Below are 24,370 nucleotides of genomic sequence, written 5' to 3'. Positions count from 1 at the left end.
GCTAAAACAGCGCGTATTTACGGCTATGCTTAAATTTCTCAACGTGGCGGTCTGTACGATTCATCCGGCTCGCGCCGTTGAGAACTTTCGTGTTCCATTACAGGGTAATTCTATGAAATTGCGTAGGAAGCGTGTAAAACCAATTGGGATCAATGATGTCACCATCATTGATGATGCCCGTTTACGTAAAGCCATCACGGCGGCCTCTCTGGGTAACGCGATGGAGTGGTTTGACTTCGGCGTTTACGGCTTTGTGGCCTATGCGCTGGGTAAAGTCTTCTTCCCGGATGCGTCGCCAGGCGTTCAGATGATCGCGGCGCTGGGTACCTTCTCTGTGCCCTTCCTGATCCGACCGCTGGGTGGTCTGTTCTTCGGTATGCTGGGCGACAAATATGGTCGTCAGAAAATTCTTTCCATCACCATTATCATCATGTCGGTCAGTACCTTCTGTATCGGCCTGATTCCCTCCTATGCCTCCATCGGCATCTGGGCGCCGATTCTGCTGCTGTTAGCGAAGATGGCACAGGGCTTCTCGGTGGGCGGTGAATATACCGGTGCCTCGATCTTCGTGGCCGAATATTCGCCTGACCGCAAACGCGGCTTCATGGGAAGCTGGCTCGACTTTGGCTCCATTGCCGGCTTCGTGCTGGGTGCGGGTCTGGTCGTGCTGATCTCTTCCATTATCGGGGAAGCGAACTTCCTTGAGTGGGGCTGGCGTCTGCCGTTCTTCGTTGCGCTGCCGCTGGGCATCATCGGTCTTTACCTGCGTCATGCGCTGGAAGAGACCCCGGCATTCCAGCAGCACGTGGACAAGCTGGAACAGGGTGACCGCGAAGGTCTGCAGGATGGCCCGAAAGTCTCCTTCAAAGAGATTGCGACCAAACACTGGCGCAGCCTGCTCTCCTGTATCGGTCTGGTCATCGCCACAAACGTCACCTACTACATGTTGCTGACGTACATGCCGAGCTACCTGTCGCATAACCTGCACTACAGCGAAGATCACGGTGTAATGATCATCATCGCCATCATGATCGGGATGCTGTTTGTTCAGCCGATGATCGGCATGATGAGTGACCGTTTTGGCCGCCGCCCGTTTGTTATCATCGGCAGTCTCGCCCTGATGGTCTTCTCGATCCCTGCCTTCATGATGATCAACAGTGGCGTGCTGGGCATGATTTTTGGTGGTCTGCTGCTGATGGCGGTGATCCTGAACTCCTTCACCGGTGTGATGGCTTCATCACTGCCTGCCATGTTCCCGACCCACATCCGTTACAGTGCGCTGGCCAGTGCCTTTAACATCTCGGTACTGGTTGCCGGTCTGACCCCTACGCTGGCCGCCTGGCTGGTTGAGTCAACCGACAACCTCTACATGCCTGCCTACTATCTGATGGTCGTGGCCGTGATTGGTCTGATTACCGGTCTGTTCATGAAAGAGACCGCGAACAAGCCACTGAAAGGGGCCACACCGGCCGCGTCAGATATGGAAGAAGCGCGCGAGATTCTGCAGGAGCATCACGATAACATCGAGAATAAAATCGAAGATATCGACGCAGAGATCGCCCGTCTGGAAGCGAAACGTAAAAATCTGGTGCAGCAGCATCCGGATATCAACGAGTAATCGTTCTGCTCTCCCGCCGCCCGGCGGGAGAGCATTTTTCCCCCTCCCTACCGCACACAATCCTTCATGCCCTGCGGGCAAAGGGAGTAAACTGTTGTCACTTTTTTCACCTGCGTAAGAATGAAAATGTCTGATTATTCCCTTATCCAGCGCCCAAGAAGATTGCGCGCCAGCGCGTCAATGCGTGAAATGTTCCAGGAGTCATCCCTGAGCCTGAACGATCTGGCTCTGCCCATTTTTGTTGAAGAAGAGGTCGACGACTACAAACCGATTCAGGCGATGCCTGGCGTGATGCGTATTCCGGAAAAACGTCTCGCTTATGAGATTGAGCGTATCGCCAAAGCCGGTATCCGCTCGGTCATGACCTTTGGTATTTCGCACCACACCGATGCCACCGGCAGCGATGCGTGGAACGAAAACGGTCTGGTGGCCCGCATGTCGCGCATCTGCAAAGAGACCGTGCCGGAGATGATCGTCATGTCTGACACCTGCTTCTGCGAATACACCAGCCACGGTCACTGTGGCGTGCTCTGCGATCACGGTGTCGACAACGATGCCACCCTGGAAAACCTGGGTAAGCAGGCGGTCGTTGCTGCCGCAGCCGGAGCCGATTTTATCGCCCCGTCGGCGGCGATGGATGGGCAGGTTGAGGCGATTCGTCGCGCGCTGGACGCGGCGGGCTTCACCCAGACCGCAATCATGTCCTACTCCACCAAGTTTGCCTCCTCCTTCTACGGCCCGTTCCGTGAAGCCGCGGGCACGGCGCTGAAAGGCGACCGTAAAACGTATCAGATGAACCCGATGAACCGCCGTGAAGCGATTCGTGAATCACTGCTCGACGCGGCTCAGGGCGCAGATTCACTGATGGTGAAACCGGCAGGTGCCTATCTGGATATCCTGCGTGACATCCGTGAGCGCACCGAACTGCCTCTGGCGGCTTATCAGGTGAGTGGCGAATACGCGATGATCAAGTTTGCCGCAGCGGCCGGTGCGATTGACGAGCGTAACGTGGTGCTGGAAAGCCTCGGGGCGATCAAACGTGCCGGTGCAGACCTGATTTTCAGCTATTTCGCTCTTGATCTCGCCGAACAAAAGGTGCTCTGATCCCCTCCTCATAAAGAGCGTGATCGCGATGTCACGCTCTTCTTCTCCGCCAAAAGGCAAACACCAGAACCTGGCTTCGGCTAAACCAACAAAGGTCTCTGTGATGAAAGCACCTGATATTCCTGCCGACGAGGCACAACGTTTATCGCAGCTGCGTGCGCTGAACATCATGAACACCACCGCGGAGGAACGTTTTGATCGTTTAACCCGTCTGGCCCGCCGCCTGTTTGACGTGCCTATCGCGTTAGTCAGCCTGCTGGAAGCTGACCATCAATGGTTTAAATCGGCTCAGGGCTTTGCACCGCCGGGATCGCCGCGCAATATCTCCTTCTGCGGACACGCTATCCTGCAGGATGAGATCATGATTGTTGAAGATGCGCATAAAGATGAGCGTTTTCACGACAACCCGCTCGTCACCGGCGATCCACACATCCGTTTTTATGCCGGCTGTCCGCTGCGTGCACCAGGCGGCGCCAAACTGGGTACGCTCTGCATCATCGGACGCGAACCGCGCCAGTTTGATGAAGAGGATCAGGCTACCATGCGTGACCTGGCCGCGATGGCTGAAGCGGAGCTGGTCGCCTTTCAGACCGCCACCTGCGACGAACTGACGCAGATAACCAATCGCCGCGGCTTTATGACCCTGGGACAGATGGTGCTGAACGAATGCCGGATGAAAAACCGGCCAGCCTCACTGACGTTTCTCGACCTCGACAAGTTCAAGCAGATCAACGACTCGCTGGGCCATCGCGAAGGCGACCGGGCGCTGATGGACTTTGCCGACGCGATGAAGGTGGTGTTTAAACACTCCGATCTCTTTGCCCGACTGGGCGGCGACGAGTTTGTGGTGCTGCTCAATGGCATGTCGCAGCAGCAGAGCGAAGCGCTGTTACAGCAGTTCGCCTGCTATCTGCGTCAGCAGTCGATTAGCCTGAATCGTCGTTACCACCTGCAGTTCTCTTCCGGTATCGTCGAATTCGATCCGGCGCAGCCGCAGTCGCTGGAACAGTTGCTGCACGACAGCGATGAGCGGATGTACCAGCGTAAAAAGCAGAAGCGTGTCGCGGTGTAACCTCAGCCGCCGCCGCGGCTGAAGGGTCAGGGACGCGCCAGATCGTCGAGCAGGGTCTGATTAAACTTTGCAGGCTCTTCCATTTGCGGCGCGTGCCCCAGGCCCGGAAACTCAATCAGCCGCGCCCCCGGAATGCGTTTTGCGACCGCTTTACCGAGCACCCTGTAATCGCCCAGCCGCGCTTTCACCTCTGGCGGGGCGATATCGCTGCCGATAGCCGTGGTGTCAGACATGCCGATCATCAGCGTGGTCGGCACCTTCAGATCGCCGAACTCATAAAACACCGGCTGCGTGAAAATCATGTCGTAGATTAAGGCGGAGTTCCACGCCACCTTCTCATGCCCCGGCCCGCTGTTGAGTCCGGCCAGCATATCGACCCATTTGTCATATTCAGGTTTCCAGCGGCCCGCGTAGTAGGTCTGCTGCTCATACTTCTTAATGCCCTCTGCGCTGAGCCTGAGTTCCCGCTGATACCACTGATCGACGGAACGCCACGGCGCCCCTTTCGCTTTCCAGTCCTCCAGCCCTATCGGATTAACCAGCACCAGCTTCTGCGTCTGCTGCGGGTACATCAGCGCATAGCGCGTCGCCAGCATCCCGCCGGTGGAGTGACCCACAATTACCGCCTTCTCCACACCCAGCCGGGCAAGCAGCTGATGCGTATTGTCAGCCAGCTGCTGAAAGCTGTACTGATAGCGGGCGGGTTTGGTGGCGCTGCAGAAGCCAATCTGATCGGGCGCGATAACGCGGTATCCCTGCTGACTGAGGGCGCGGATGGTCTCTTCCCAGGTGGCACCACAGAAGTTTTTACCGTGCATCAGCACCACGGTTTTCCCGTTGGCACGCGCGACGGGTTTCACATCCATATAGCCCATGCTGAGCGACTGCTGCTGCGATAAAAAATCAAAATGGTGCAGAGGATAAGGGTATTGAAAGCCTTCCAGCTGTTCGCCATAGGTTGTGGCGGCACGGGTGGGGAGAGAGGTTAGCAAGGCCAGCGAGGTCAGCAGCACAGCAAGCGGTTTCTTCAGCAGAAATGTCGGGCCCATCCGGGATTCTCCAGGTTAAAGGTGAGTCGTAAGCCTGGCAGGTCGCGGAAAAAAATCTATTGATGCGCTGTGCGGTGGCGAAGTGCTCATCCGGGCTGGCGCTGCATCCGCGCCGGTTGCCGCCTTATTCCGCCAAAAAAACCAACAGATTAATTACATCTCATCTTATTTATTAATAAGCACCGTTTAAATGAACCTCATGAGAGGTTGCGATTCAAATCCTGAAGAATCTTTACGCAAAGAATAAGCACATTAAGATAAATAATTCAGAATGCCCGCACGTTAAACGGGGGGGTGCCTATGAACGACAATAAATATAATGAAAGCGTAATTGTCTCCATCACTGAGTGGATTAATCACAATCTCGATCAGCGTTTAAGTATTGATGATATTTCGGAAAAGGCGGGTTATTCCAAATGGTATCTGCAGAAACTTTTTGCCCGCTATCATAATGAAACACTGGCGCGCTATATCCGCAGAAAAAAGCTTAACGCCTGTATTCATGATTTAAAAAACAGCCGTACGCCCATTATCAGCCTGGCGCTGAAATACCATTTTGAAAGCCAGCAATCCTTTACCCGCTCATTCAAACAGATGATGGGCTGCACGCCGAGCGCCTGCCGCAAGCGTCCGCTGAGTAATGGGAGCAGCACAGCGCTGGCAGAGGCGCAGAATCCCTGTGCCCTGTGCGGCTACGCGCGGCCCGACGCGGAGATTCAGCCGCGCTGTGCCGTCACGGTGCGCCCTGTTACGCGCCCGGCACGCGGTTATGCGCAGGCCGACACTTTCCGCGATGCCGGTTAATCACTCATCCGGCTGATAATACTGCACACCAATCTGAATCCGCTCACGTCCCTGAGCAACGCGATGACGATTGGTGTCGCGCAGTGAATAGACACAGCCGCAATATTCCTGCTGATAGAAACTTTCGCGCTTGCTGATTTCGATCATGCGCGCCGACCCGCCACCTTTACGCCAGTTAAATTCCCAGTAGAGCAGATCGGGATAAGCGGCCGCTGCACGGACACCGCAGCTGTTAATCTGCTTCATATCTTTCCAGCGTGAAATCCCCAGACAGCTGGTCATAACGGGAAAGCCATTTTCATGCGCATAGAGCGCGGTTCGCTCAAAGCGCATATCAAAGCACATGGTGCAGCGTTCACCGCGCTCCGGCGACCACTCCAGACCGCGCGCCCGCTCAAACCAGTTGTCCCGGTCGTAGTCAGCATCCACAAACGGCACGCCAAATTTTTCAGCAAAACGAATATTCTCCTCTTTGCGCAGCTCATACTCTTTGAGCGGATGAATATTCGGGTTGTAGAAATAGATCGTGTAATCAATGCCGGATGCCAGCATCGCTTCCATCACTTCACCCGAACAGGGGGCGCAGCAGGAGTGCAGCAGGACTTTATTGTGACCGCCCGGCAGAGGCAGCGGCTGACGCTGGAAAGGTTCAGACATAAACACCTTCAATCAATAGCAGGAAAGCGGCAGTGTAATGCCGCCGGTGACGAGTTGCAAAATCTGCGCGGCTTTGTGTAATCGTGCCTCTGCCCCTGTTTTGTCTCCGTCGCCACCCCATTGATCTCTCATGCTTTATTTTGCGTCTCTGTCTGACTGAGCGGTAACAGTGGTCGGAAGTGTGATCGGCAACACACTGGCGTCGACTATGTTTACATAACATTAACAATGTTGACACTGGACTACCGCAAGGAGACTCGCATGGGCGCGGCAAAAAAATCGGGAAGTACGCAGAACCGCTTTACCTGGTTCGTCTGTTTTATGGCTGCGCTGTCCGGCCTGCTGTTTGGCCTGGATATTGGCGTCATCGCCGGTGCCCTGCCGTTTCTGGCGAAGGATTTGCAGATCACCAACCATCAGCAGGAGTGGGTGGTCAGTTCGATGATGTTTGGCGCGGCGCTGGGTGCGCTGGCGGCGGGCTGGATGTCATCAAAGCTGGGACGCAAGAAAAGTATGCTGGCAGGCGCGACGCTGTTTGTGATTGGCTCGCTCTGGTCAGCCTTCTCACCGGATGTGACCTCGCTGGTCTGCGCGCGCGTAATTCTGGGCCTGGCGGTAGGCATCGCCTCCTACACCGCGCCGCTCTATCTGGCCGAGATTGCGCCTGAGCGTATTCGCGGCTCAATGATCTCCATGTATCAGCTGATGCTGACCACCGGCATTGTGGTGGCCTATCTCTCCGACACGGCTTTCAGCTACAGCGGTAACTGGCGCGGCATGCTCGGGGTCATCGCGATTCCGGCGGTGATCCTGTTTATCGGCGTGCTGTTTCTGCCCAACAGCCCGCGCTGGCTGGCGGCACACGGTCGGTTTAATGAGGCGCAGCGGGTTCTGGACCGGCTGCGTAACAGCAGCGAGCAGGCCCGTGAGGAGCTGGAGGAGATCCGGGAAAGCCTGCAGGTGAAGCAGCGCGGCTGGTCACTGTTCCGCTCGAATGGCAATTTCCGCCGCGCGGTGTGGCTCGGCATGCTGCTGCAGGTGATGCAGCAGTTTACCGGCATGAACGTCGTGATGTATTACGCCCCTAAAATCTTCAACATCGCCGGGTTCTCCAGCACCAGTGAGCAGATGTGGGGCACGGTGATTGTCGGGCTGGTCAACATGCTGGCGACGCTGATTGCCATCTTCTTTGTGGATCGCTGGGGCCGCAAACCCATGCTTACCACCAGCTTTCTGGTGATGGCCGTGGGGATGGGGGTGCTGGGCACGCTGCTGCACATCGGCGTTGAGACCGACTTCCGCAAATATTTTGCGGTGGCGATGCTGCTGATGTTTATCGTGGGCTTTGCGATGGCAGCCGGTCCGGTTGTCTGGCTGCTCTGTTCCGAGATCCAGCCGCTGAAAGGGCGTGACTTCGGGATTACCGCCTCCACGACCACCAACTGGGTCGGCAATATGATTGTAGGGGCAACCTTCCTCACCCTGCTCGATCAGCTGGGGAATGCCAACACCTTCTGGTTCTATGGCGCGCTGAATCTGGTGTTTATCGTGCTGACGATGATGCTGGTGCCGGAGACCAAACATGTGACGCTGGAGCACATCGAACGCAATCTGATGAAGGGCAAAGCGCTGCGTGATATCGGGGCGTAACCGCCCCGACGCGGCTTACCACTGCAATGACTGGCCGGCGTAATCGACGTAGTGATGTCCTCCACGACCGCGCCAGTGGGTCAGCTGCCGGACGATACCTTCTGCGCTCTCTTCTGCCGTCAGGGGCGCGCTTTCGCCACCCATGTCGGTTTTTACCCAGCCGGGATGCAGCGTCAGCAGCGTTCCGCCCTGCGCGTCCACCGCAGTGGTCAGGGTGCGGCTTAACATGTTGAGTGCCGCTTTGCTGGCGGCATAAATCGGCATCTGCGCATCCGGGTTTTCATTCAGGCTGCCGAGCTGGGAGGAGGTCAGTGCCAGCACACCACTCGGCTTCAGCAGTGGCAGTAATCTCTCTGCGCTGCGTACCGGCGCGATGGCATTGGTCAGGAAGAGCTGCGCCAGTTCCTGATCGTCACTCTGCGACAGGGTCTGGTGCGACGGCCCGGAAATGCCGGCATTAATCAGAATGGCATCGAACCCCTCACCGGTGAGCTGGCCAGCCAGCTCTTCCACCGCTGACGCCTGGGTCATATCCAGCGCGTGCCAGCGGATTTCGGGCCGGTTGCCCTGCGCCGGGATGCCGCTGCGATGGGTGGCCGTGACCTGCCAGCCCTGCCCGGCGAACGCCTGCGCCACCGCCAGGCCGATACCGCGTGAGGCGCCGATAATCAGTACCTTATTTTGCTGAGCCATATTCACTCCTCGTTAGTGGTCTCATCACAAGCTTAACGGCAAATCGGCGCAGAGCGCGGCCCGCCGTGCTTTTTCGCCGGGCCACCGCACGTCAGGTAACTTTTTTGCTGCTGGCAGAGGGGATGAAGGCAGGTTTCAGGCGCCTGATGAGCGCGCCTGATGAAGGGAAAGGAGCGGGTTTTGATTATCCCTGCGTGTCCCGGCTTTTATCATCCGGACTGTCGCCGTTCTCGTTCCCCTGGCTCTTCTCCACTTCCTGGGGATGGCCCATTGAGAGCGCCGTGGCGCTGGCCGGATCGAACAGTGACAGGCTTTCAATCTGGTCAACCATGATCACCTTACGAAACGACATCGCATCTTTGGGTGTCGAGTCGAGCGTAATGCCATGCTCGGCATACCATTTGCTGTAGTTGTGCTCCACCGCCAGCTTCAGCGTCTTGCTGTCGCGATAGCCGCTCAGCATCGGAATCAGCACAATGTTTTTGGTGCTCTCATATTCGAACGTGGAGGCGTGAACCATGCCAATGTAGATGCGGCGGGACTTCAGCGTGATCCACGCCAGTTCACCCTCTTCCATGCACTGAAACAGCAGTTGCTCCACGCCGTTAGATCGGGAGAGCCGCTGATAGAGATCTTTACGGCCTGAAACGTTCAGCCGTGCGCTGCCCGCCCAGTTGGAGCGGTAGAGACAGAGCAGGATCGCGAAGGCCAGCATAATGACGACCGGAGCCTGGATGCCGAGAAAGCTCCAGTTCATGAACTCCACCTGCCACTTCAGATGGGCGCCCGGTATAACCTGAACAGCATTTGCCAGCGCGGAGATGCCCAGCAGCAGCAGCCAGACAAGGCCGGTGGCAAAGACCCCCTGCAGGACAAAAATACAGCCATACAGCGCGACCAGGAAATAGACGTCCCAGCCTGATGAGCGGCGGATTTTAAAACGGCTGTTGAGATCGCGGCTGGTGTACCAGTAACCACTCACCATCAGGACCATGAATATTGCGGTACCCACCTCAGACTCCCTTTAACGCGTTCACATGGCGGGAAAAATCTTCGTGGACTTCCTCGCTCAGCGTGTTGACCGAGATATTGCCGTTCTCATCAATGATGATGCGTTCACCTTCGGCAATCGAGTCGTTGATATCCTGGCGGGTCATGATCTGCAGAAATTTCTCGGGACTGGCAAAGACCGACTTAATAAACCTGAACATAGCGATCCACTTGTGAGTCAAAAAAAGAAGTATGTGACTGAATCCACACTCTCGCCCAATTAATTTCAGGGGAAATTTCTTAAAATCAGCTAATTAGCGAAGCGGTAAGGCGTTGTTTCCGGCGATTTTTTCCTGAAAACCTCAACGTTACCAGCGGCCTGGCGTCGCAGACGCCTCCTGTTCTGTTGGATTGAGCTGCGGGGACGCGGCGCGCTCTCCCGGCCAGGAAAGACTAAGCTCAAGGGTCATCCGCGTACTCTTACCCTGTCTGAAACGCATCGAGGAAAGTTTGCATGAAACTACGAACACTGGGCCGTACCGGTCAGCGCGTCTCTGAAATTGGCTTTGGCGCCTGGGCTATCGGCGGAACCTGGGGAGAGGTCAGCCTGGAAGATGCCAGAGCCGCACTCCATGCCGCGCTGGATGCGGGCGTCACCTTTATCGATACCGCCGACGTCTATGGCGATGGCCGCTCTGAAAAAATCATTGCCGAAGTGCTGAAACAGCGCGGCGGCGAACGCCCTTTCGTGGCTACCAAGCTGGGGCGGCGCCTCTCTCCCCATGTGGCTGAAGGCTACAATGCGAAAAACCTCAACGATTTCATTGACCGCTCGCGGGACAATCTGCAAACCGACACGCTGGATCTGGTCCAGCTGCACTGCCCGCCCACCGAGGTCTATTACAGCCCGGAGGTGTTTGCGGTGATGGATGAGATGGTGGCCGCCGGAAAAATCCGTCACTACGGCGTATCCGTTGAGAAAGTCGAAGAGGGTCTGAAGGCGCTGGAGTTTCCCAACGTCGCGTCCATTCAGCTGATTTACAACATTTTCCGCCAGCGTCCGGCTGAACGGCTTTTGCATGAGGCGAAAAGCCGTGATGTGGCTATCATCGCCCGTGTGCCGCTGGCATCAGGCCTGCTGACCGGCAAAATGCATGCCGACAGCGTGTTTGCCGCTGACGATCACCGCACTTTTAACCGTCATGGCGAAGCGTTTGATAAAGGAGAGACCTTTTCCGGCGTGCCTTATGAGGTGGCGCTGGAGGCGGTTGAGGAGATTCGCCGCTTTGTTCCGGGCGACATCACGATGGCCCTGTTCGCGCTGCGCTGGATCCTGATGAACGACGATGTCAGCGTGGTCATTCCCGGTGCGAAAAACCGCGAGCAGGCGGAAGCAAATGCGCGTGCCAGCGGCGTTGACGCGCTCTCTGCGGAAACGATGGCGGCGCTGAAGCAGCTCTATCAGGAGAAGATCGCGCCCCACGTGCATCAGCGCTGGTAAACGGGCGTTACAACGCCTGGGCGCAGGCCCAGGCGGAACTCCAGGCCCACTGGAAGTTATATCCCCCCAGCCAGCCGGTCACGTCCGCCACTTCACCAATAAAGTAGAGTCCCGGCACCGCGCGCGCCTCCATGGTTTTTGAGGAGAGCTGCGTGGTGTCCACGCCGCCCAGCGTCACTTCGGCGGTGCGATATCCCTCGGTGCCGTTTGGCTGGATGCGCCAGGCGTGCAGGGTCTGCGCCAGTTCCGTTTGCTGTCGGCTGTTGAGCTGCTTCAGCGTGACATCCGGCACCACGTTCAGCGCCTGCAGCACTTCCACCAGCCGTTTCGGCAGGATTTTGGCCAGACTGTTTTTCAGGCTGAGGTTAGGATGGGCGTCGCGCTGCGCCGTCAGAAACGGTGCCAGCGGGGTGGCGGGCGACAGATCGACCGTCACGAACTCACCCGGCTGCCAGTAGCTGGAGATCTGCAACACCGCCGGGCCGGATAGCCCGCGATGGGTGAAGAGCATCGCCTCTTTAAAGCGGGTACCATCCTCGGCATCGATGGTGGTGTCCAGCGCGACGCCAGAGAGCGTCTGCAACTGCTCCAGCAACGGTTTATGCAGGGTAAAGGGCACCAGTGCGGCCCGCGTCGGGAAGACGCTCAGCCCGAACTGCTCCGCAATTTTGTAGCCAAACGGCGAGGCACCCAGACCCGGCATCGACAGGCCGCCGCTGGCGATCACCAGCTTTTCAGCCTGCACCGTGCTGCCGTTGAGTTGCAGCGTATAACCGCGCTCATCGCGCGTGACGCTGAGCACTTCACTGCGCAGCCGCAGAGTGACATTGCCCCTGTCACACTCGGCCATCAGCAGATCGACAATCTGCTGCGCAGAGTCGTCGCAGAAGAGCTGGCCCAGGGTTTTCTCGTGCCAGGCGATGCCGTGGCGATTAACCAGATCGATGAAATCCCACTGGGTATATCTGGCCAGCGCCGACTTGCAGAAGTGGGGATTGTGCGACAGATAAGCCGCCGGTTCCGTGTAGAGATTGGTGAAGTTGCAGCGCCCGCCGCCAGACATCAGAATTTTGCGGCCCGGCTTCTTGCCATTATCCAGCAGTAATACGCGGCGTCCCCGCTGTCCGGCCTGGGCGGCACAGAACAGGCCTGCGGCCCCGGCACCAATGATGATAACGTCAAACTGTTCCACTGCAGCTCACTCATATAACAGGAAAGGCGCAGATTGTAGTGATCTGCTCACTGAGACGCCAGCGTCAAAAAATTGCCGTAAATGTGTCATAATGTATCTGCTTAATATCTAACCCTTTTTCGCTGACTTACGCGTCAGGCTTACAACGAAAGGTCAAATTAGGGCTATATTTTCCTTTCCCATACAGCACGTTGTCGCGGATAATGCGCCGCGTTCATGTCCTCCAAAAATGGCGTAACGTTTATGCTACATCTGTTTGCTGGTCTAGACCTCAGTACGAGTCTGTTATTGGTTCTTGCCCTGCTGTTTGTATTGTTTTACGAAGCGATCAACGGTTTCCACGACACGGCCAACGCGGTTGCGACGGTCATCTATACCCGTGCCATGCGTGCCCAGCTTGCTGTGGTCATGGCAGGCGTATTCAACTTCCTTGGCGTGCTGCTCGGTGGATTGAGTGTCGCTTACGCTATTGTTCATATGCTTCCCACCGACCTGCTGTTAAATGTGGGATCGGCACACGGTCTCGCCATGGTGTTTTCTATGCTGCTGGCGGCGATTATCTGGAACCTCGGCACCTGGTATCTCGGTCTGCCAGCCTCCAGCTCCCATACGCTGATCGGCGCCATTATCGGTATCGGTCTGACCAACGCCCTGATGAGCGGCACCTCGGTCGTTGATGCCCTCAACATCCCGAAAGTGCTGAATATCTTCCTTTCTCTGATCCTGTCGCCGATCATCGGCCTGGTGATTGCGGGTGGCTTAATCTTTATTCTGCGCCGCTACTGGAGCAGCACGAAAAAGCGTGCGCGTATTCATATGACGCCTGCTGACCGTGAGAAGATCGACGGCAAGAAGAAGCCGCCGTTCTGGACCCGTATTGCACTGATTGTATCGGCAATCGGTGTCAGCTACTCGCACGGGGCAAACGACGGCCAGAAAGGCATTGGTCTGATCATGCTGGTCCTGATTGGTGTGGCTCCGGCGGGGTTCGTGGTCAACATGAATGCCTCCGGTTACGACATCACGCGCACCCGCGATGCGGTCAATCACCTGGAGCAATATTATCAGCAGCATAGCGCCTCGCTGACGCATATCATCCAGATGGCACCGCCAAAACTGCCGACACCGGAAGAAGTACCGGCCACCAGCCCGCAGGAGTTCCACTGTGACAGCGCCCGCGCGCTGCAGGCGGTTCAGCGTGCTCAGGGACTGCTGAATAACCTGCAGAGCTACGATCAGCTGACGGTTGAACAGCGCGGTCAGATGCGTCGTCTGCTGCTCTGCATCTCCGACACTGCTGACAAGGCGGCGAAACTGCCGGAGACCACGCCCGATGACAAACGCTTCCTGGGCAAGCTGAAAAGCGACCTGCTCGGCACCATCGAGTATGCGCCGATCTGGATCATCATGGCTGTGGCGCTGGCGCTGGGTACCGGCACCATGATTGGCTGGCGTCGTGTGGCCACCACCATTGGTGAAAAAATCGGTAAAAAAGGCATGACCTACGCGCAGGGCATGTCAGCTCAGGTGACGGCCGCGCTGTCGATTGGCGTCGCCAGCTACACCGGAATGCCGGTTTCGACCACGCACATCCTCTCCTCATCCGTGGCCGGTACCATGCTGGTTGACGGTGGCGGATTGCAGAGCCGGACCATCAAGAACATCGCGATGGCGTGGGTCTTTACCCTGCCGGTCTGTATTGTGCTGTCAGGTTCGCTCTACTGGATTGCGTTAAAACTGGTGTAATGCAACTGGTGTAATACCAGCTAAAAAGGGCGACTCCGGTCGCCCTTTTTAATGCCAGATCGCCAGCGCCACCAGGCTGATAATGACCAGTCCGCACAGCGCGCTGGTCAGAATAAACTGTCCCCGCACCCGCTCGCAGCGCCGGATAAACTCATCGTCATGATGGTCGAGATAGCGCTTAGCCCAGATATAGGTCACCAGCCTCACCTGCTTGCTCGGCTGACCGTGAGAGGTAAAAAAGCCCGCGCCGTCGACATACTGATAGAGCAGTGGATCGCACCCCCGTAATACCGCCAGCAGTGCGCGCAGAGATGAAAAATAGCGCGCCATATTTACGATACATACCACACAAAGCGCCCAGAAAAGCGCAACCGTGCTGATCATATTCTCCCCCTCCCGACTGGCGGCGCAGTCGCTGACCCAGCGATAAATCCCTGAGCAAACCTGCCGTCATCACCAGCCACTGAATCACCGGACTGCGAAAGTTTTCGACCCCCTGAGCGGCTGCGAATCGGACCGCCTTTTTTCAGTGTAGGAGAAATCTTTACGTTTTTTCCAACGATGATTTTCGTTCGGCGCGAGTAAATCCGGCACAGCCTTGATCTTATTCACAAGCCAGACGGCAACCACAGCATTTACGGTGAGAGAAGACTATACTCAGGGCATAACTACATCACCTGCAACGCAGGCAGACACTTTGGTGGCGCTCATCGCCCGCTCGCGCAAGGGATTTCGCTCAGCTGTGACGCGGCAGGAACACCGGATGCCATCCTTAATCTCGCGAAAGGAGTTTTATCATGGCTTATAAACATATCCTGATTGCAGTAGACCTTTCCCCCGAAAGTCAGTTACTGGTGGATAAGGCCGTTTCGCTGGCTCGCCCGTACGATGCCCGCATTTCCCTGATTCACGTCGACGTGAACTACTCCGACCTTTACACCGGTCTGATCGACGTTAACCTGGGAGATATGCAGAAGCGTATCTCGGAAGAGACCCACACTGCCCTGAAAGGGTTATCAGAGGCGGCCGGTTATCCGATCAGTGAAACCCTGAGCGGCAGCGGCGACCTGGGTCAGGTTCTGGTCGATGCCATTAAGAAGTATGACGTCGACCTGGTGGTCTGCGGTCATCATCAGGATTTCTGGAGCAAGCTGATGTCTTCGGCCCGCCAGCTCATCAACACCGTACACATCGATATGCTGATTGTGCCGCTGCGCGATGCCGACGACGAATAAATCCTTTTCTGAAAGCCGGCGTCAGCCGGCTTTTCTCTGCCGTCTCTTTCAGGTTCGGCCCGGCCCCCGCATTTATCCGCTTCGTTCCGCTTATCTGAACATCATATTAAAACCGGCGTTACATTAATGAATTATTGATTCGCTAATGCGAATCGTTTTATTACATGCAGCGCGCTGTTTATCACAATTTTACTATGGGCAACCTTTTTCCCATTCGCTATCTTTCGCCTGCTCTCCGATCTGTTTACATCAGAGAGAGCAGGAAAAAGATAAGCTGATCTATTTAATCAATAAGGACATTAACAATGAGAGAAATTAACGAGAAAGAAATTGCGGCGGTAAGCGGTGCTGGCCTGCCTGAATTTCTGGGTGACGTGAACAGCGCACTGACCGACGTTTCGGGCTTACTGGACAGCACCCTGACGTCGCTGAAGGAAAGCACCACATTCGGAGAGCGACTGAGTCTGACCTTCAGAGCCCTCGGCCTGAACGTGGCCAAAAGCTTTCTGACCGCCTTTTCCGGCTTCCTGACGACAATATCGGCCTGATTTATTTACCCTGTTTGTACGATTGCGCAAACAGGAGAGGCTGAAGCATGCCTGAAACGTTATCAGGCATGCTCTTTAAGCAAAAACAGAAAACGAAACAGCCACTCGCGCTGACATACGTTATTCGCTGAGCGGAGGATAAATATCAAAGCGATGGCTTTTAGTCACTACGGCGGCCTGCGTCACCACACCCGCCAGCGGCGGCGCATAGTCTGGCCGTTTTACCACAATGCGTTTTCTTGCCAGCCGGCGGGCAGGTTCCAGTAACGCATCCGCATCCTCATCCGGCCCCACCAGCGACTGAAAGACCCGCATCTCCTTTTTCACCAGCGCACTTTTCTGGCGATGGGGATACATCGGATCGAGATAAACGACGTCAGGTGGTGGCGTGATATCACCCAGTGCCTGGGCACTGGCCGCATGAATCAGCGTCAGCCGCTCGCGCAGCCAGGGACCGATTTCCGCATCCTGATAGCCACGCTGCAGACCATCTTCCAGCAGTGCTGCCACCACCGGATGGCGCTCCAGCATCCGTACCCGGCAGCCCAGCGCCGCCAGCACAAACGCATCGCGTCCCAGACCGGCGGTCGCATCAACCACATCCGGCAGATAACTGCCTTTGATGCCGACCGCTTTGGCGACGGCTTCACCGCGTCCTCCACCGAAACGACGGCGATGGGCCATGGCGCCGGTGACGAAATCAACAAAAATACCGCCCAGCTTTGGCTCATCCCGCTTTCGCAGTTCAAGGTGGGTCGCGGTCTGCACCAGCGCCAGCAGCGCGGTGTCATCCTGCTCCAGCTGCCAGCGCTGCGCTAAACGTGACAAGGCGCCGTCTCCGGCGCCTGATTCATCGAGCAAACAGATTTTCACGAACCGACTTATCCCTGAATGCCGTAATGTTCCAGCATCGCATCGAGCTGCGGCTCACGGCCACGGAAGCGTTTAAACAGCTCCATCGGCTCTTCCGAACCGCCGCGCGTCAGGATGTTATCCAGGAACGACTGGCCGGTTTCGCGGTTGAAGATCCCCTCCTCTTCAAAACGGGAATAGGCATCCGCCGCCAGCACGTCCGCCCACAGATAGCTGTAGTAACCTGCCGCATAGCCGCCCGCAAAGATGTGGCTGAAGGCGTGCGGGAAACGGCCCCATTCCGGCCCCGGCACCACCGCCACGCGGCTTTTCACTTCACGCAGGGTTTCCAGAATCTGCGCGCCTTTTTCCGGGTTGAATTCGGTGTGCAGACGGAAATCGAACAGGCCGAACTCCAGCTGACGCAGGATAAACAGTGCGGCCTGATAGTTCTTCGCCGCCAGCATTTTATCCAGCAGGGCTTTCGGCAGCGGTTCGCCGGTCTCAAAATGACCGGAGATAAACGCCAGCGCATCCGGCTCCCAGCACCAGTTTTCCATAAACTGGCTTGGCAGTTCGACCGCATCCCATGGCACACCGCTGATACCGGAAACGCCAGGCGCTTCGATGCGGGTCAGCATGTGGTGCAGACCGTGACCGAACTCATGGAACAGGGTAATCACTTCGTCATGGGTGAAGAGCGCAGGTTTTCCCTTCACCGGACGGTTAAAGTTACAGGTCAGATAGGCGACCGGCTTCTGCAGGGTGCCATCGGCTTTACGCATCTGACCCACGCAGTCATCCATCCAGGCGCCGCCACGTTTGTGTTCGCGGGCATAGAGGTCGAGATAGAAGCTGCCGCGCAGTTCGCCGGTTTCATCGAACAGATCGTAGAACTTCACGTCAGGATGATAGACCTCAACGTCGTTACGCTGCTTCGCACTGATGCCGTAGATGCGTTTGACCACTTCAAACAGGCCAGCGACCGCACGCGCTTCCGGGAAGTATGGGCGCAGCTGCTCATCACTGATGGTATAGAGATGCTGCTTCTGCTTTTCCCCGTAATAGGTGAGATCCCACGGATTCAGCTCTTCAACGCCATGCTCTTTTTTCGCGAAGGCGCGCAGCTGCTCCAGCTCTTTTTCCCCCTGCGGACGGGCGCGTTCGGCCAGGTCATTCAGGAAGTCGATCACCTGAGACGGGCTCTGGGCCATTTTGGTCGCCAGCGATTTGTCGGCGTAAGAGTCAAAGCCCAGCAGCTGTGCCAGCTCGTGACGCAGCGCCAGCTCTTCCGCCATGATCGGGCCGTTATCCCATTTACCGGCGTTTGGCCCCTGATCGGAGGCGCGTGTCGCATAGGCGCGATACATCTCTTCACGCAGCGCCGCGTTGTCGCAGTAAGTCATCACCGGCAGATAGCTTGGGATATCCAGCGTCAGCAGCCAGCCCTCCTGCTCTTTGGCTTCGGCCTGCGCTTTCGCCGCCGCCAGCGCACTTTCTGGCATACCGGCCAGCTCACTTTCGTCGGTGATCAGTTTGCTCCAGCCCATGGTGGCATCCAGCACGTTGTTGCTGTACGCCGAGCCCAGCTCGGAGAGGCGCGCGGCGATTTCGCCATAGCGCTGCTGCTTCTCTTTCGGCAGACCGATACCGGAAAGCTCAAAATCGCGCAGGGCGTTATCTACCGCTTTCTTCTGCGCCAGATCCAGGGTCGCGTATTGATCGCCCTCTTTCAGGTCGCGATACGCCTGATACAGTCCCTCATGCTGACCCACCCAGGTGCTGTACTCCGACAGCAGCGGCAGCGTCTGCTCATAGGCTTCGCGCAGCTCCGGGCTGTTCTTCACGGCATTGAGATGGCTGACCGGCGAGAAGATACGGCTCAGTCGGTCATCCGTTTCAGCCAGCGGCTGAACCAGGTTATCCCAGGTGTAAGGCGCGCCGTGCGCCACGACTTTTTCAACTTCTGCGCGACACTGACTGAGCACTTCAGTCACGGCAGGCACCACATGTTCAGGCTGGATGGCAGAAAAAGGGGGAAGCGTAAAAGATGTCAGTAGCGGATTGGTCATAGCGCAGTCCTTTATGGATGTATGGGGCGCAGCGGGTCGCGCAACGCAATCTCAATAACATGCGGCTTAGTGTAGCGAAAATCAATGGCAGGCAGGATGAGGTGAGGAAGAAACCGCCGGATCGCGCGCCCCGATTTGTTGTCACGCTTCTGGCACATCGCCCGCCCATCCCTGATATAATCGCGGATTCTCATGCTTTTCCTGCGTCGGGTGCTGTGCGTCGTTCTGTGGGTAATACGTGAGGTAATAATTGGTACAAATTGATTTCCCATCGATTAAAACCTTATACATTCAACAGGATAAACAATGCTGAGTTATCGCCATAGCTTCCATGCTGGCAACCACGCCGACGTACTGAAGCACACCGTGCTGAGTCTGATCATTACGGCGCTGAAAGAGAAAGAGAAACCGTTCTTCTACCTGGATACTCACGCTGGCGCGGGCCGCTATCAGCTCAGCGGTGAACACGCCGAGCGTACCGGCGAATATCTGGAAGGCATCTCCCGCATCTGGCAGCAGCCCGATGCGCCTGAACTGCTGCAACCCTACTTTGATGCGATTGCTGCGCTGAACCGCAGTGGCACGCTGCGCTACTATCCCGGCTCGCCGCTGATTGCCCGTCACCTGCTGCGTGAAGATGACAAACTGCAGCTTACGGAACTGCACTCCAGCGACTACCCGCTGCTGCGTAACGAGTTCAGCAAAGATAAGCGCGCGCGCGTCGATCGTGCCGACGGCTATCAGCAGCTGAAAGCGAAGCTGCCCCCGCTGTCGCGTCGTGGTCTGGTGCTGATCGACCCGCCATACGAGATGAAAAGCGATTATCAGGCGGTGGTGAAAGGCATTCAGGAAGGCCATAAGCGTTTCAGCACCGGTGTTTTTGCGCTGTGGTATCCGGTGGTGTTACGTCAGCAGATCAAACACATGCTGCGCGATCTGGAAGCCACCGGTATCCGCAATATCCTGCAGATTGAACTGGCGACCCGTCCCGACAGCGATCAGCGCGGCATGACCGCTTCCGGCATGATCGTGATTAACCCGCCGTGGAAGCTGGCGCAACAGATGGAAACCCTGCTGCCGTGGCTGCATCAGAAGCTGGTGCCCGCCGGAACCGGCCACGCGGTCGTGAACCAGATCGTACCTGAATAAGTGCGTCCGGCCTGATGTGGCTCCTGCTGGCCGGTGCGCTGGCCGCGCTGCAACCCGCCCGACGGCTGGCTCTCCTGCTGTTAGCGTTCGCCGTCGGAGTGGGGTTCTATCAGCATGTTCTGACGTGGCCGGTGCTGCCGCTGCTGGCCGGCACCGGGGTGCTGGTCGCGCTGCGTCTCTGGCATCCGGCCCCTTCCCGGCGGCACCGCCTCAGCGAAGCCCTGCTGGTTGTGATTGCCGTGGGGTTATTTCTCCATCTGTTCCCTGGCTTTGCTAATCCCCGCCAGGTTGATGAGGTGCGTGCTGGCGCGCAGAGCGTGCCTTTCAGTTTTTCCTTTAACTTCGATAAAGCCCTGGTTCCCTTTGTGCTGCTGGCCGCGCTGCCCACCCTCTTCCGCGCCCCTGCCCATCCGCCGCGCTTTCGCTGGCTCAGTGCGCTGGCGTTAATCGCCGCGGTTCCGCTGCTGCTCGGTAGCGCCGTGCTGCCGGGCGGCCTGGCGATTGAGCCTCACTTTCCGCCGTGGCTGGGGGCGTTTGTGCTGGCGAATCTCTTCTTTGTTTCGCTGGCCGAAGAGGCGCTGTTCCGGGGTTATCTGCAACAGCGGCTGAGAGAGGCGCTGGGGGGGATGCCCGCGCTGCTGCTCAGCGCGCTGCTGTTCGGACTGGCGCACGCCCCCGGCGGCGTGCTGCTGGTGATTTTTGCCACCCTGGCGGGAGGATTGTACGGCCTGGCGTGGCACTGGAGCGGCCGCTTATGGCTGGCGACCCTCCTGCACTTAGCCCTGAATCTTACCCATCTGCTGCTGTTCACCTATCCCGCGCTGCAACACTAGACGGTGAAGACCGCCAGGTCGCTCGCCAGCTCGGTGCGGGGGAAAATCGTCTGGCACTCGGCCAGCAGGCGGCTCATATCCTTTGCCAGATAGCGGGAGCTGAAGTGAGTGGCGATCAGCCGTTTGGCTCCGGCGCGCTTTGCCACGTCGGCCGCCTGCAGGGTGGTGGAGTGTCCGCGTCCGTTGGCTTTCTCCTCCATCGCCGCCTCCAGCGTGGTTTCATGCACCATCAGGTCAACATCCGCCGCCAGCTGCAACGCGACATCGGTCGGCGCCGTATCGCCAAAGATGGCCAGCTTTTTGCCCGGCGTCGACGGGCCGAGATAATCCGCGCCATTGACCACCCGCCCATCTTCCAGCGTCACGCATTCCCCCTGTTTCAGCTGCTGAAACCATGGCCCGCGCGGAACCCCTTCCGCTTTCAGCCGCGCGGCATCGAGCAGGCCGGGTTTGTCGTGCTGCTCAATGCGATAGCCAAAACACGCAACCGGATGGTTCAGCGGCCATGCACTGATCCGGAACTCGCCATCATCCAGCGTCCAGCCCGCCTCAATCTCAACAATGTTCAGCGGATAGTCGGTGTAGGAGCCGCTGATCGCCAGCGCCGTTTCAACAAAAGTCTTTAAGCCTTTCGGGCCATAGACCGTCATCGGGGTGGTTAACCCGGCCATTGAGCGGCTGGTGAGCAGCCCCGGCAGACCAAAAATATGGTCGCCATGCAGATGGGTGATAAAAATCTTATCCAGCTTGCCCGGTTTCAGGCTGGAGCGCATAAACTGTAACTGCGTGCCCTCGCCGCAGTCGAACAGCCAGGTTTCCCCGCTCAGTGCGCGGGTGAAGGCGATGGCGGTGACGTTGCGTTGCAGGCTGGGCGCACCGCCGCCGGTGCCGAGAAAAGTAAGGTGCATGGTATGCTTCCCTGAAAGCGATGAAAAAACAGAACCCTATTACAATCATAGGCGCAATCTTTGCGTCATTTCGACCGACAGCGTTACACTCAACCCCAAATTTTTATGCAACCGGATGGATACTTCAATGACCCGACATTTCGACTATCTCGCCATTGGCGGCGGCAGCGGCGGCATCGCTTCAATTAACCGTGCGGCCATGTATGGCCAGAAATGTGCCCTGATTGAAGCCAAAGAGCTGGGCGGCACCTGCGTGAACGTAGGTTGTGTGCCGAAGAAAATCATGTGGCACGCCGCGCAAATCGCCGAAGCTATCCATCTGTACGGGCCGGATTATGGCTTCGACACCACCGTGAATCGTTTCGACTGGGCCACGCTGGTCAAAAACCGCAGCGCCTATATCGATCGTATCCACAACTCCTATGACAACGTGCTGGGCAAAAACAAAGTCGAAGTGATCAAAGGCTTTGCCCGGTTTGTCGATGCGCACAGCGTGGAAGTCAACGGCGAGATTATCACAGCCAGCCACATTCTGATCGCCACGGGCGGCCGCCCGGTTCATCCTTCGATTCCGGGTGCGGAGTACGGTATTGATTCTGACGGCTTCTTCGAGCTGGACGCCCTGCCAAAGCGCACCGCGGTGATCGGTGCGGGCTACATCGCGGTGGAGCTGGCCGGTGTGGTGAACGCGCTGGGATCGGAAACCCATCTGTTCGTGCGTAAACACGCGCCGCTGCGCAGCTTTGATCCCCTGCTCAGCGAGACGCTGGTAGAAGTGATGAACAGCGAAGGGCCGATGCTGCATACCGAAGCCGTTCCGAAAGCCGTGATTAAAAACGAAGATGGCAGCCTGACGCTGCAGCTGGAAAACGGCAGCGACTACACCGTGGACTGCCTGGTCTGGGCGATTGGTCGTGAGCCTGAAACGGACAATCTCAATATTCAGGCCGCGGGCGTGGCGCTGGATGAGAAAGGCTACATCCGCGTCGATAAGTTCCAGAACACCAATGTGTCAGGCGTTTACGCCGTGGGCGATAACACCGGTGCGGTTGAACTGACCCCGGTAGCGGTGGCCGCGGGCCGTCGCCTCTCTGAGCGCCTGTTTAACAACAAGCCGGACGAGCATCTCGACTACAGCAATGTCCCGACCGTGGTGTTCAGCCATCCGCCGATTGGCACCGTCGGTCTGACAGAGCCGCAGGCGCGTGAACAGTATGGCGACGATCAGGTGAAGGTCTACAAATCGTCGTTTACGGCGATGTACACCGCCGTGACGCAGCACCGTCAGCCGTGCCGCATGAAGCTGGTCTGTGTGGGTGCCGATGAGAAGATTGTCGGGATTCACGGTATCGGATTCGGCATGGATGAGATGCTGCAGGGCTTCGCCGTGGCGCTGAAAATGGGTGCGACGAAGAAAGACTTCGACAACACCGTGGCGATCCACCCGACCGCAGCGGAAGAGTTTGTGACCATGCGCTAGCAATCTCCCCCTGCGCATGACTGACCGTTACCCGCTGACACGTTGCTCTGCGGGTAGCGGCTTTACTTAAAATAGGTTTCCCGCAACGGCGTTAATGCCGCACCCAGTGCCGAGCTGTCCCCCTCAATGGCGCTGAGCAGAATATCCGGATATTCCGCAGAAATGCCCCAGCGTTCACCCGAACTCGTGCGCGGCATGGCTAAAAACATCTCGCCCAGCTGACGGGGAATTTCACCCCCTAATATGATGGCGCCGGGATCGATCACCGCATTCATGGCATCCATTGCCCGATGCAGATTTGGCGTTACGTCTTCTACCCACTGTTGCGCAATCGGCCAGGCCGGATCGAATTTATCATTGAGATCGCGTATATCTCTGATTTCAATACCGCCATCACGTAACCGATCGATCAGGATCCCCAGGGCCGGGCGTAGCTTGCCCTCTTCCGGCGTAAAAATACGGCTGATCTCCCCCGCATTCCCGAATGCCCCCTGGAACGGTTTGCCGTTAATCACGATGCCACCGCCAAAACCATAATTAAAAGAGAGATAGCCAAACGTATCGTATTTCAGCCCGGCGCCTAAAAAGGCTTCAGCGTGCGCCGCCGTTGTGGCGTTATTTTCAATCCATACCGGTCGATCAAATAACATGGAAATTTCACGATGCAGATCGATGCCCATCCACGCTTTTAAAGGTTCAGGCGGATTAAAATACTTTCGTGATTCATAAAGAAAGCCCGCCATGCTGTATCCCACCCCACAGACTTTTTCTGGCGAAATACCATATTGTTTTAAGGTATCCAGATAGTGATGTCTGATATTCAGTAAGGTCCGGGCAGGATCGCGCGGGTGCGTATCCAGTACGCAGTATTCTGTAATGCCGCCCCGGAAATTAATCAGGCTGGCGGCCACGCTGTCTGAGTTAATCGAGATGCCGTAACCATAACGCGCGTTCGCATTGAGGGATAACGACGGGCTGGGCTTGCCTCTTCCCTGGGAGGGCGATTCCCCCAGGCTGAGAAAGCCGTTTTCGGTCAGCGTATCAACAATGCGGTGAACAGATGACTGGTTCAGAATGGTTTGCGAAACCAGCGAGGAGCGGGAAATGCCATCGTTGCGGCGGACAAGCTCAAGAATGAGTTTTTCACTGCGATTAAGTTCGACTTCATGACCAGCGGAATATCCATAAACCACAGCGTTCTCCTCACCCTGTTTAAT

At 57.1% G+C, this 24,370-nt stretch carries 24 protein-coding genes; 12 read left to right on the top strand and 12 right to left on the bottom strand.

Going from position 1 to position 24,370, the window contains the following annotated elements:
* Positions 1-112 precede the first annotated feature (112 nt).
* The 3 genes from proP (at position 113) to HFD97_RS13860 (ending at position 3,794) form a co-directional block, all read left to right on the top strand.
* Entirely contained in the window at positions 113-1,618 is a 1,506-nt protein-coding gene (gene proP, locus HFD97_RS13870) for a glycine betaine/L-proline transporter ProP (protein ID WP_009087842.1), read from the top strand.
* Between the two features lie 126 nt (positions 1,619-1,744).
* Positions 1,745-2,722, top strand: a complete 978-nt coding sequence (gene hemB / locus HFD97_RS13865) for a porphobilinogen synthase (protein ID WP_009087843.1) — start codon at positions 1,745-1,747, stop codon at positions 2,720-2,722.
* 103 nt (positions 2,723-2,825) lie between these two features.
* A complete protein-coding gene (locus HFD97_RS13860) occupies positions 2,826-3,794 on the top strand; it encodes a diguanylate cyclase (protein ID WP_009087845.1) in 969 nt (322 codons plus the stop codon).
* A 26-nt stretch (positions 3,795-3,820) separates the two neighbouring features.
* Here the strand turns inward: HFD97_RS13860 and HFD97_RS13855 are convergent, their stop codons facing one another.
* A complete protein-coding gene (locus tag HFD97_RS13855; protein ID WP_167432115.1) occupies positions 3,821-4,843 on the bottom strand; it encodes an alpha/beta fold hydrolase in 1,023 nt (340 codons plus the stop codon).
* A 300-nt stretch (positions 4,844-5,143) separates the two neighbouring features.
* On the opposite strand from HFD97_RS13855, the gene HFD97_RS13850 reads away from it, so the two are divergent.
* Positions 5,144-5,647: a helix-turn-helix domain-containing protein gene (locus HFD97_RS13850; protein ID WP_167432116.1), complete on the top strand. Its 504-nt coding sequence runs from the start codon at positions 5,144-5,146 to the stop codon at positions 5,645-5,647.
* Here HFD97_RS13850 and HFD97_RS13845 read toward each other — a convergent pair whose 3' ends face one another.
* Complete coding sequence (locus tag HFD97_RS13845; protein ID WP_009087852.1) at positions 5,648-6,304, bottom strand: epoxyqueuosine reductase QueH; 657 nt, start codon at positions 6,302-6,304, stop codon at positions 5,648-5,650.
* 261 nt (positions 6,305-6,565) lie between these two features.
* Between HFD97_RS13845 and HFD97_RS13840 the strand changes: the two genes are divergently transcribed.
* On the top strand, positions 6,566-7,954 hold the full coding sequence (locus HFD97_RS13840; protein WP_046100768.1) for a sugar porter family MFS transporter: 1,389 nt from the start codon (positions 6,566-6,568) through the stop codon (positions 7,952-7,954).
* 15 nt (positions 7,955-7,969) lie between these two features.
* Here the strand turns inward: HFD97_RS13840 and HFD97_RS13835 are convergent, their stop codons facing one another.
* The 3 genes from HFD97_RS13835 to HFD97_RS13825 all read right to left on the bottom strand — a co-directional run bounded on the left by HFD97_RS13835 (position 7,970) and on the right by HFD97_RS13825 (position 9,858).
* Positions 7,970-8,647, bottom strand: a complete 678-nt coding sequence (locus tag HFD97_RS13835; protein ID WP_167432117.1) for an SDR family oxidoreductase — start codon at positions 8,645-8,647, stop codon at positions 7,970-7,972.
* A 184-nt stretch (positions 8,648-8,831) separates the two neighbouring features.
* Positions 8,832-9,659 (bottom strand): hypothetical protein, encoded by an 828-nt coding sequence (locus tag HFD97_RS13830; protein ID WP_033736088.1) that lies wholly within the window; start codon positions 9,657-9,659, stop codon positions 8,832-8,834.
* A gap of 1 nt (position 9,660) precedes the next feature.
* The gene (locus HFD97_RS13825; RefSeq protein ID WP_033736089.1) at positions 9,661-9,858 is read right to left on the bottom strand and encodes a hypothetical protein; all 198 of its coding nucleotides are present in this window, start codon (positions 9,856-9,858) and stop codon (positions 9,661-9,663) included.
* Between the two features lie 293 nt (positions 9,859-10,151).
* Here HFD97_RS13825 and HFD97_RS13820 point away from each other — a divergent pair, with 293 nt between their 5' ends.
* Complete coding sequence (locus HFD97_RS13820; RefSeq protein ID WP_167432118.1) at positions 10,152-11,138, top strand: aldo/keto reductase; 987 nt, start codon at positions 10,152-10,154, stop codon at positions 11,136-11,138.
* A gap of 7 nt (positions 11,139-11,145) precedes the next feature.
* Here the strand turns inward: HFD97_RS13820 and HFD97_RS13815 are convergent, their stop codons facing one another.
* On the bottom strand, positions 11,146-12,330 hold the full coding sequence (locus HFD97_RS13815; protein WP_009087861.1) for an NAD(P)/FAD-dependent oxidoreductase: 1,185 nt from the start codon (positions 12,328-12,330) through the stop codon (positions 11,146-11,148).
* Positions 12,331-12,573: 243 nt separating this feature from the next.
* Between HFD97_RS13815 and pitA the strand changes: the two genes are divergently transcribed.
* The gene (gene pitA / locus HFD97_RS13810; protein WP_009087862.1) at positions 12,574-14,076 is read left to right on the top strand and encodes an inorganic phosphate transporter PitA; all 1,503 of its coding nucleotides are present in this window, start codon (positions 12,574-12,576) and stop codon (positions 14,074-14,076) included.
* A 48-nt stretch (positions 14,077-14,124) separates the two neighbouring features.
* On the opposite strand, the gene uspB is transcribed toward pitA, so the two are convergent.
* Entirely contained in the window at positions 14,125-14,460 is a 336-nt protein-coding gene (gene uspB, locus HFD97_RS13805; RefSeq protein ID WP_009087864.1) for a universal stress protein UspB, read from the bottom strand.
* Positions 14,461-14,873: 413 nt separating this feature from the next.
* Here uspB and uspA point away from each other — a divergent pair, with 413 nt between their 5' ends.
* The gene (gene uspA / locus HFD97_RS13800) at positions 14,874-15,311 is read left to right on the top strand and encodes a universal stress protein UspA (RefSeq protein ID WP_009087866.1); all 438 of its coding nucleotides are present in this window, start codon (positions 14,874-14,876) and stop codon (positions 15,309-15,311) included.
* A gap of 305 nt (positions 15,312-15,616) precedes the next feature.
* Positions 15,617-15,859 carry a hypothetical protein gene (locus tag HFD97_RS13795; protein ID WP_058956944.1) on the top strand — a complete coding sequence of 81 codons (243 nt, stop codon included), beginning with the start codon at positions 15,617-15,619 and terminating at the stop codon, positions 15,857-15,859.
* Positions 15,860-15,979: 120 nt separating this feature from the next.
* On the opposite strand, the gene rsmJ is transcribed toward HFD97_RS13795, so the two are convergent.
* Genes rsmJ through HFD97_RS13780 form a run of 3 tightly spaced genes read right to left on the bottom strand, consistent with a single transcriptional unit; the run spans position 15,980 to position 18,977 of the window.
* Complete coding sequence (rsmJ, locus tag HFD97_RS13790) at positions 15,980-16,732, bottom strand: 16S rRNA (guanine(1516)-N(2))-methyltransferase RsmJ (RefSeq protein WP_046100774.1); 753 nt, start codon at positions 16,730-16,732, stop codon at positions 15,980-15,982.
* 8 nt (positions 16,733-16,740) lie between these two features.
* Entirely contained in the window at positions 16,741-18,783 is a 2,043-nt protein-coding gene (gene prlC / locus HFD97_RS13785; protein WP_167432119.1) for an oligopeptidase A, read from the bottom strand.
* 11 nt (positions 18,784-18,794) lie between these two features.
* The gene (locus tag HFD97_RS13780) at positions 18,795-18,977 is read right to left on the bottom strand and encodes a hypothetical protein (RefSeq protein WP_058956941.1); all 183 of its coding nucleotides are present in this window, start codon (positions 18,975-18,977) and stop codon (positions 18,795-18,797) included.
* A gap of 112 nt (positions 18,978-19,089) precedes the next feature.
* On the opposite strand from HFD97_RS13780, the gene HFD97_RS13775 reads away from it, so the two are divergent.
* Together HFD97_RS13775 and HFD97_RS13770 are read left to right on the top strand one after the other, a co-directional pair.
* Positions 19,090-19,932 carry a 23S rRNA (adenine(2030)-N(6))-methyltransferase RlmJ gene (locus HFD97_RS13775; RefSeq protein ID WP_009087873.1) on the top strand — a complete coding sequence of 281 codons (843 nt, stop codon included), beginning with the start codon at positions 19,090-19,092 and terminating at the stop codon, positions 19,930-19,932.
* 14 nt (positions 19,933-19,946) lie between these two features.
* Entirely contained in the window at positions 19,947-20,765 is an 819-nt protein-coding gene (locus tag HFD97_RS13770) for a CPBP family intramembrane glutamic endopeptidase (protein WP_167432120.1), read from the top strand.
* Here HFD97_RS13770 and rnz read toward each other — a convergent pair.
* A complete protein-coding gene (gene rnz / locus HFD97_RS13765) occupies positions 20,762-21,673 on the bottom strand; it encodes a ribonuclease Z (protein WP_058956939.1) in 912 nt (303 codons plus the stop codon). The genes HFD97_RS13770 and rnz overlap by 4 nt on opposite strands.
* 127 nt (positions 21,674-21,800) lie before the next feature.
* Between rnz and gorA the strand changes: the two genes are divergently transcribed.
* Entirely contained in the window at positions 21,801-23,153 is a 1,353-nt protein-coding gene (gorA, locus tag HFD97_RS13760) for a glutathione-disulfide reductase (RefSeq protein WP_009087879.1), read from the top strand.
* A gap of 62 nt (positions 23,154-23,215) precedes the next feature.
* Here gorA and HFD97_RS13755 read toward each other — a convergent pair whose 3' ends face one another.
* Positions 23,216-24,346 (bottom strand): ROK family transcriptional regulator, encoded by a 1,131-nt coding sequence (locus HFD97_RS13755; RefSeq protein WP_167432121.1) that lies wholly within the window; start codon positions 24,344-24,346, stop codon positions 23,216-23,218.
* Positions 24,347-24,370: the final 24 nt, after the last annotated feature.

Source organism: Pantoea sp. EKM103V (assembly GCF_011800365.1).
GTDB lineage: Bacteria > Pseudomonadota > Gammaproteobacteria > Enterobacterales > Enterobacteriaceae > Pantoea > Pantoea anthophila.
Note: the sequence above shows the minus strand (reverse complement) of the source record. Positions and strands in the feature narration are given on the sequence as shown.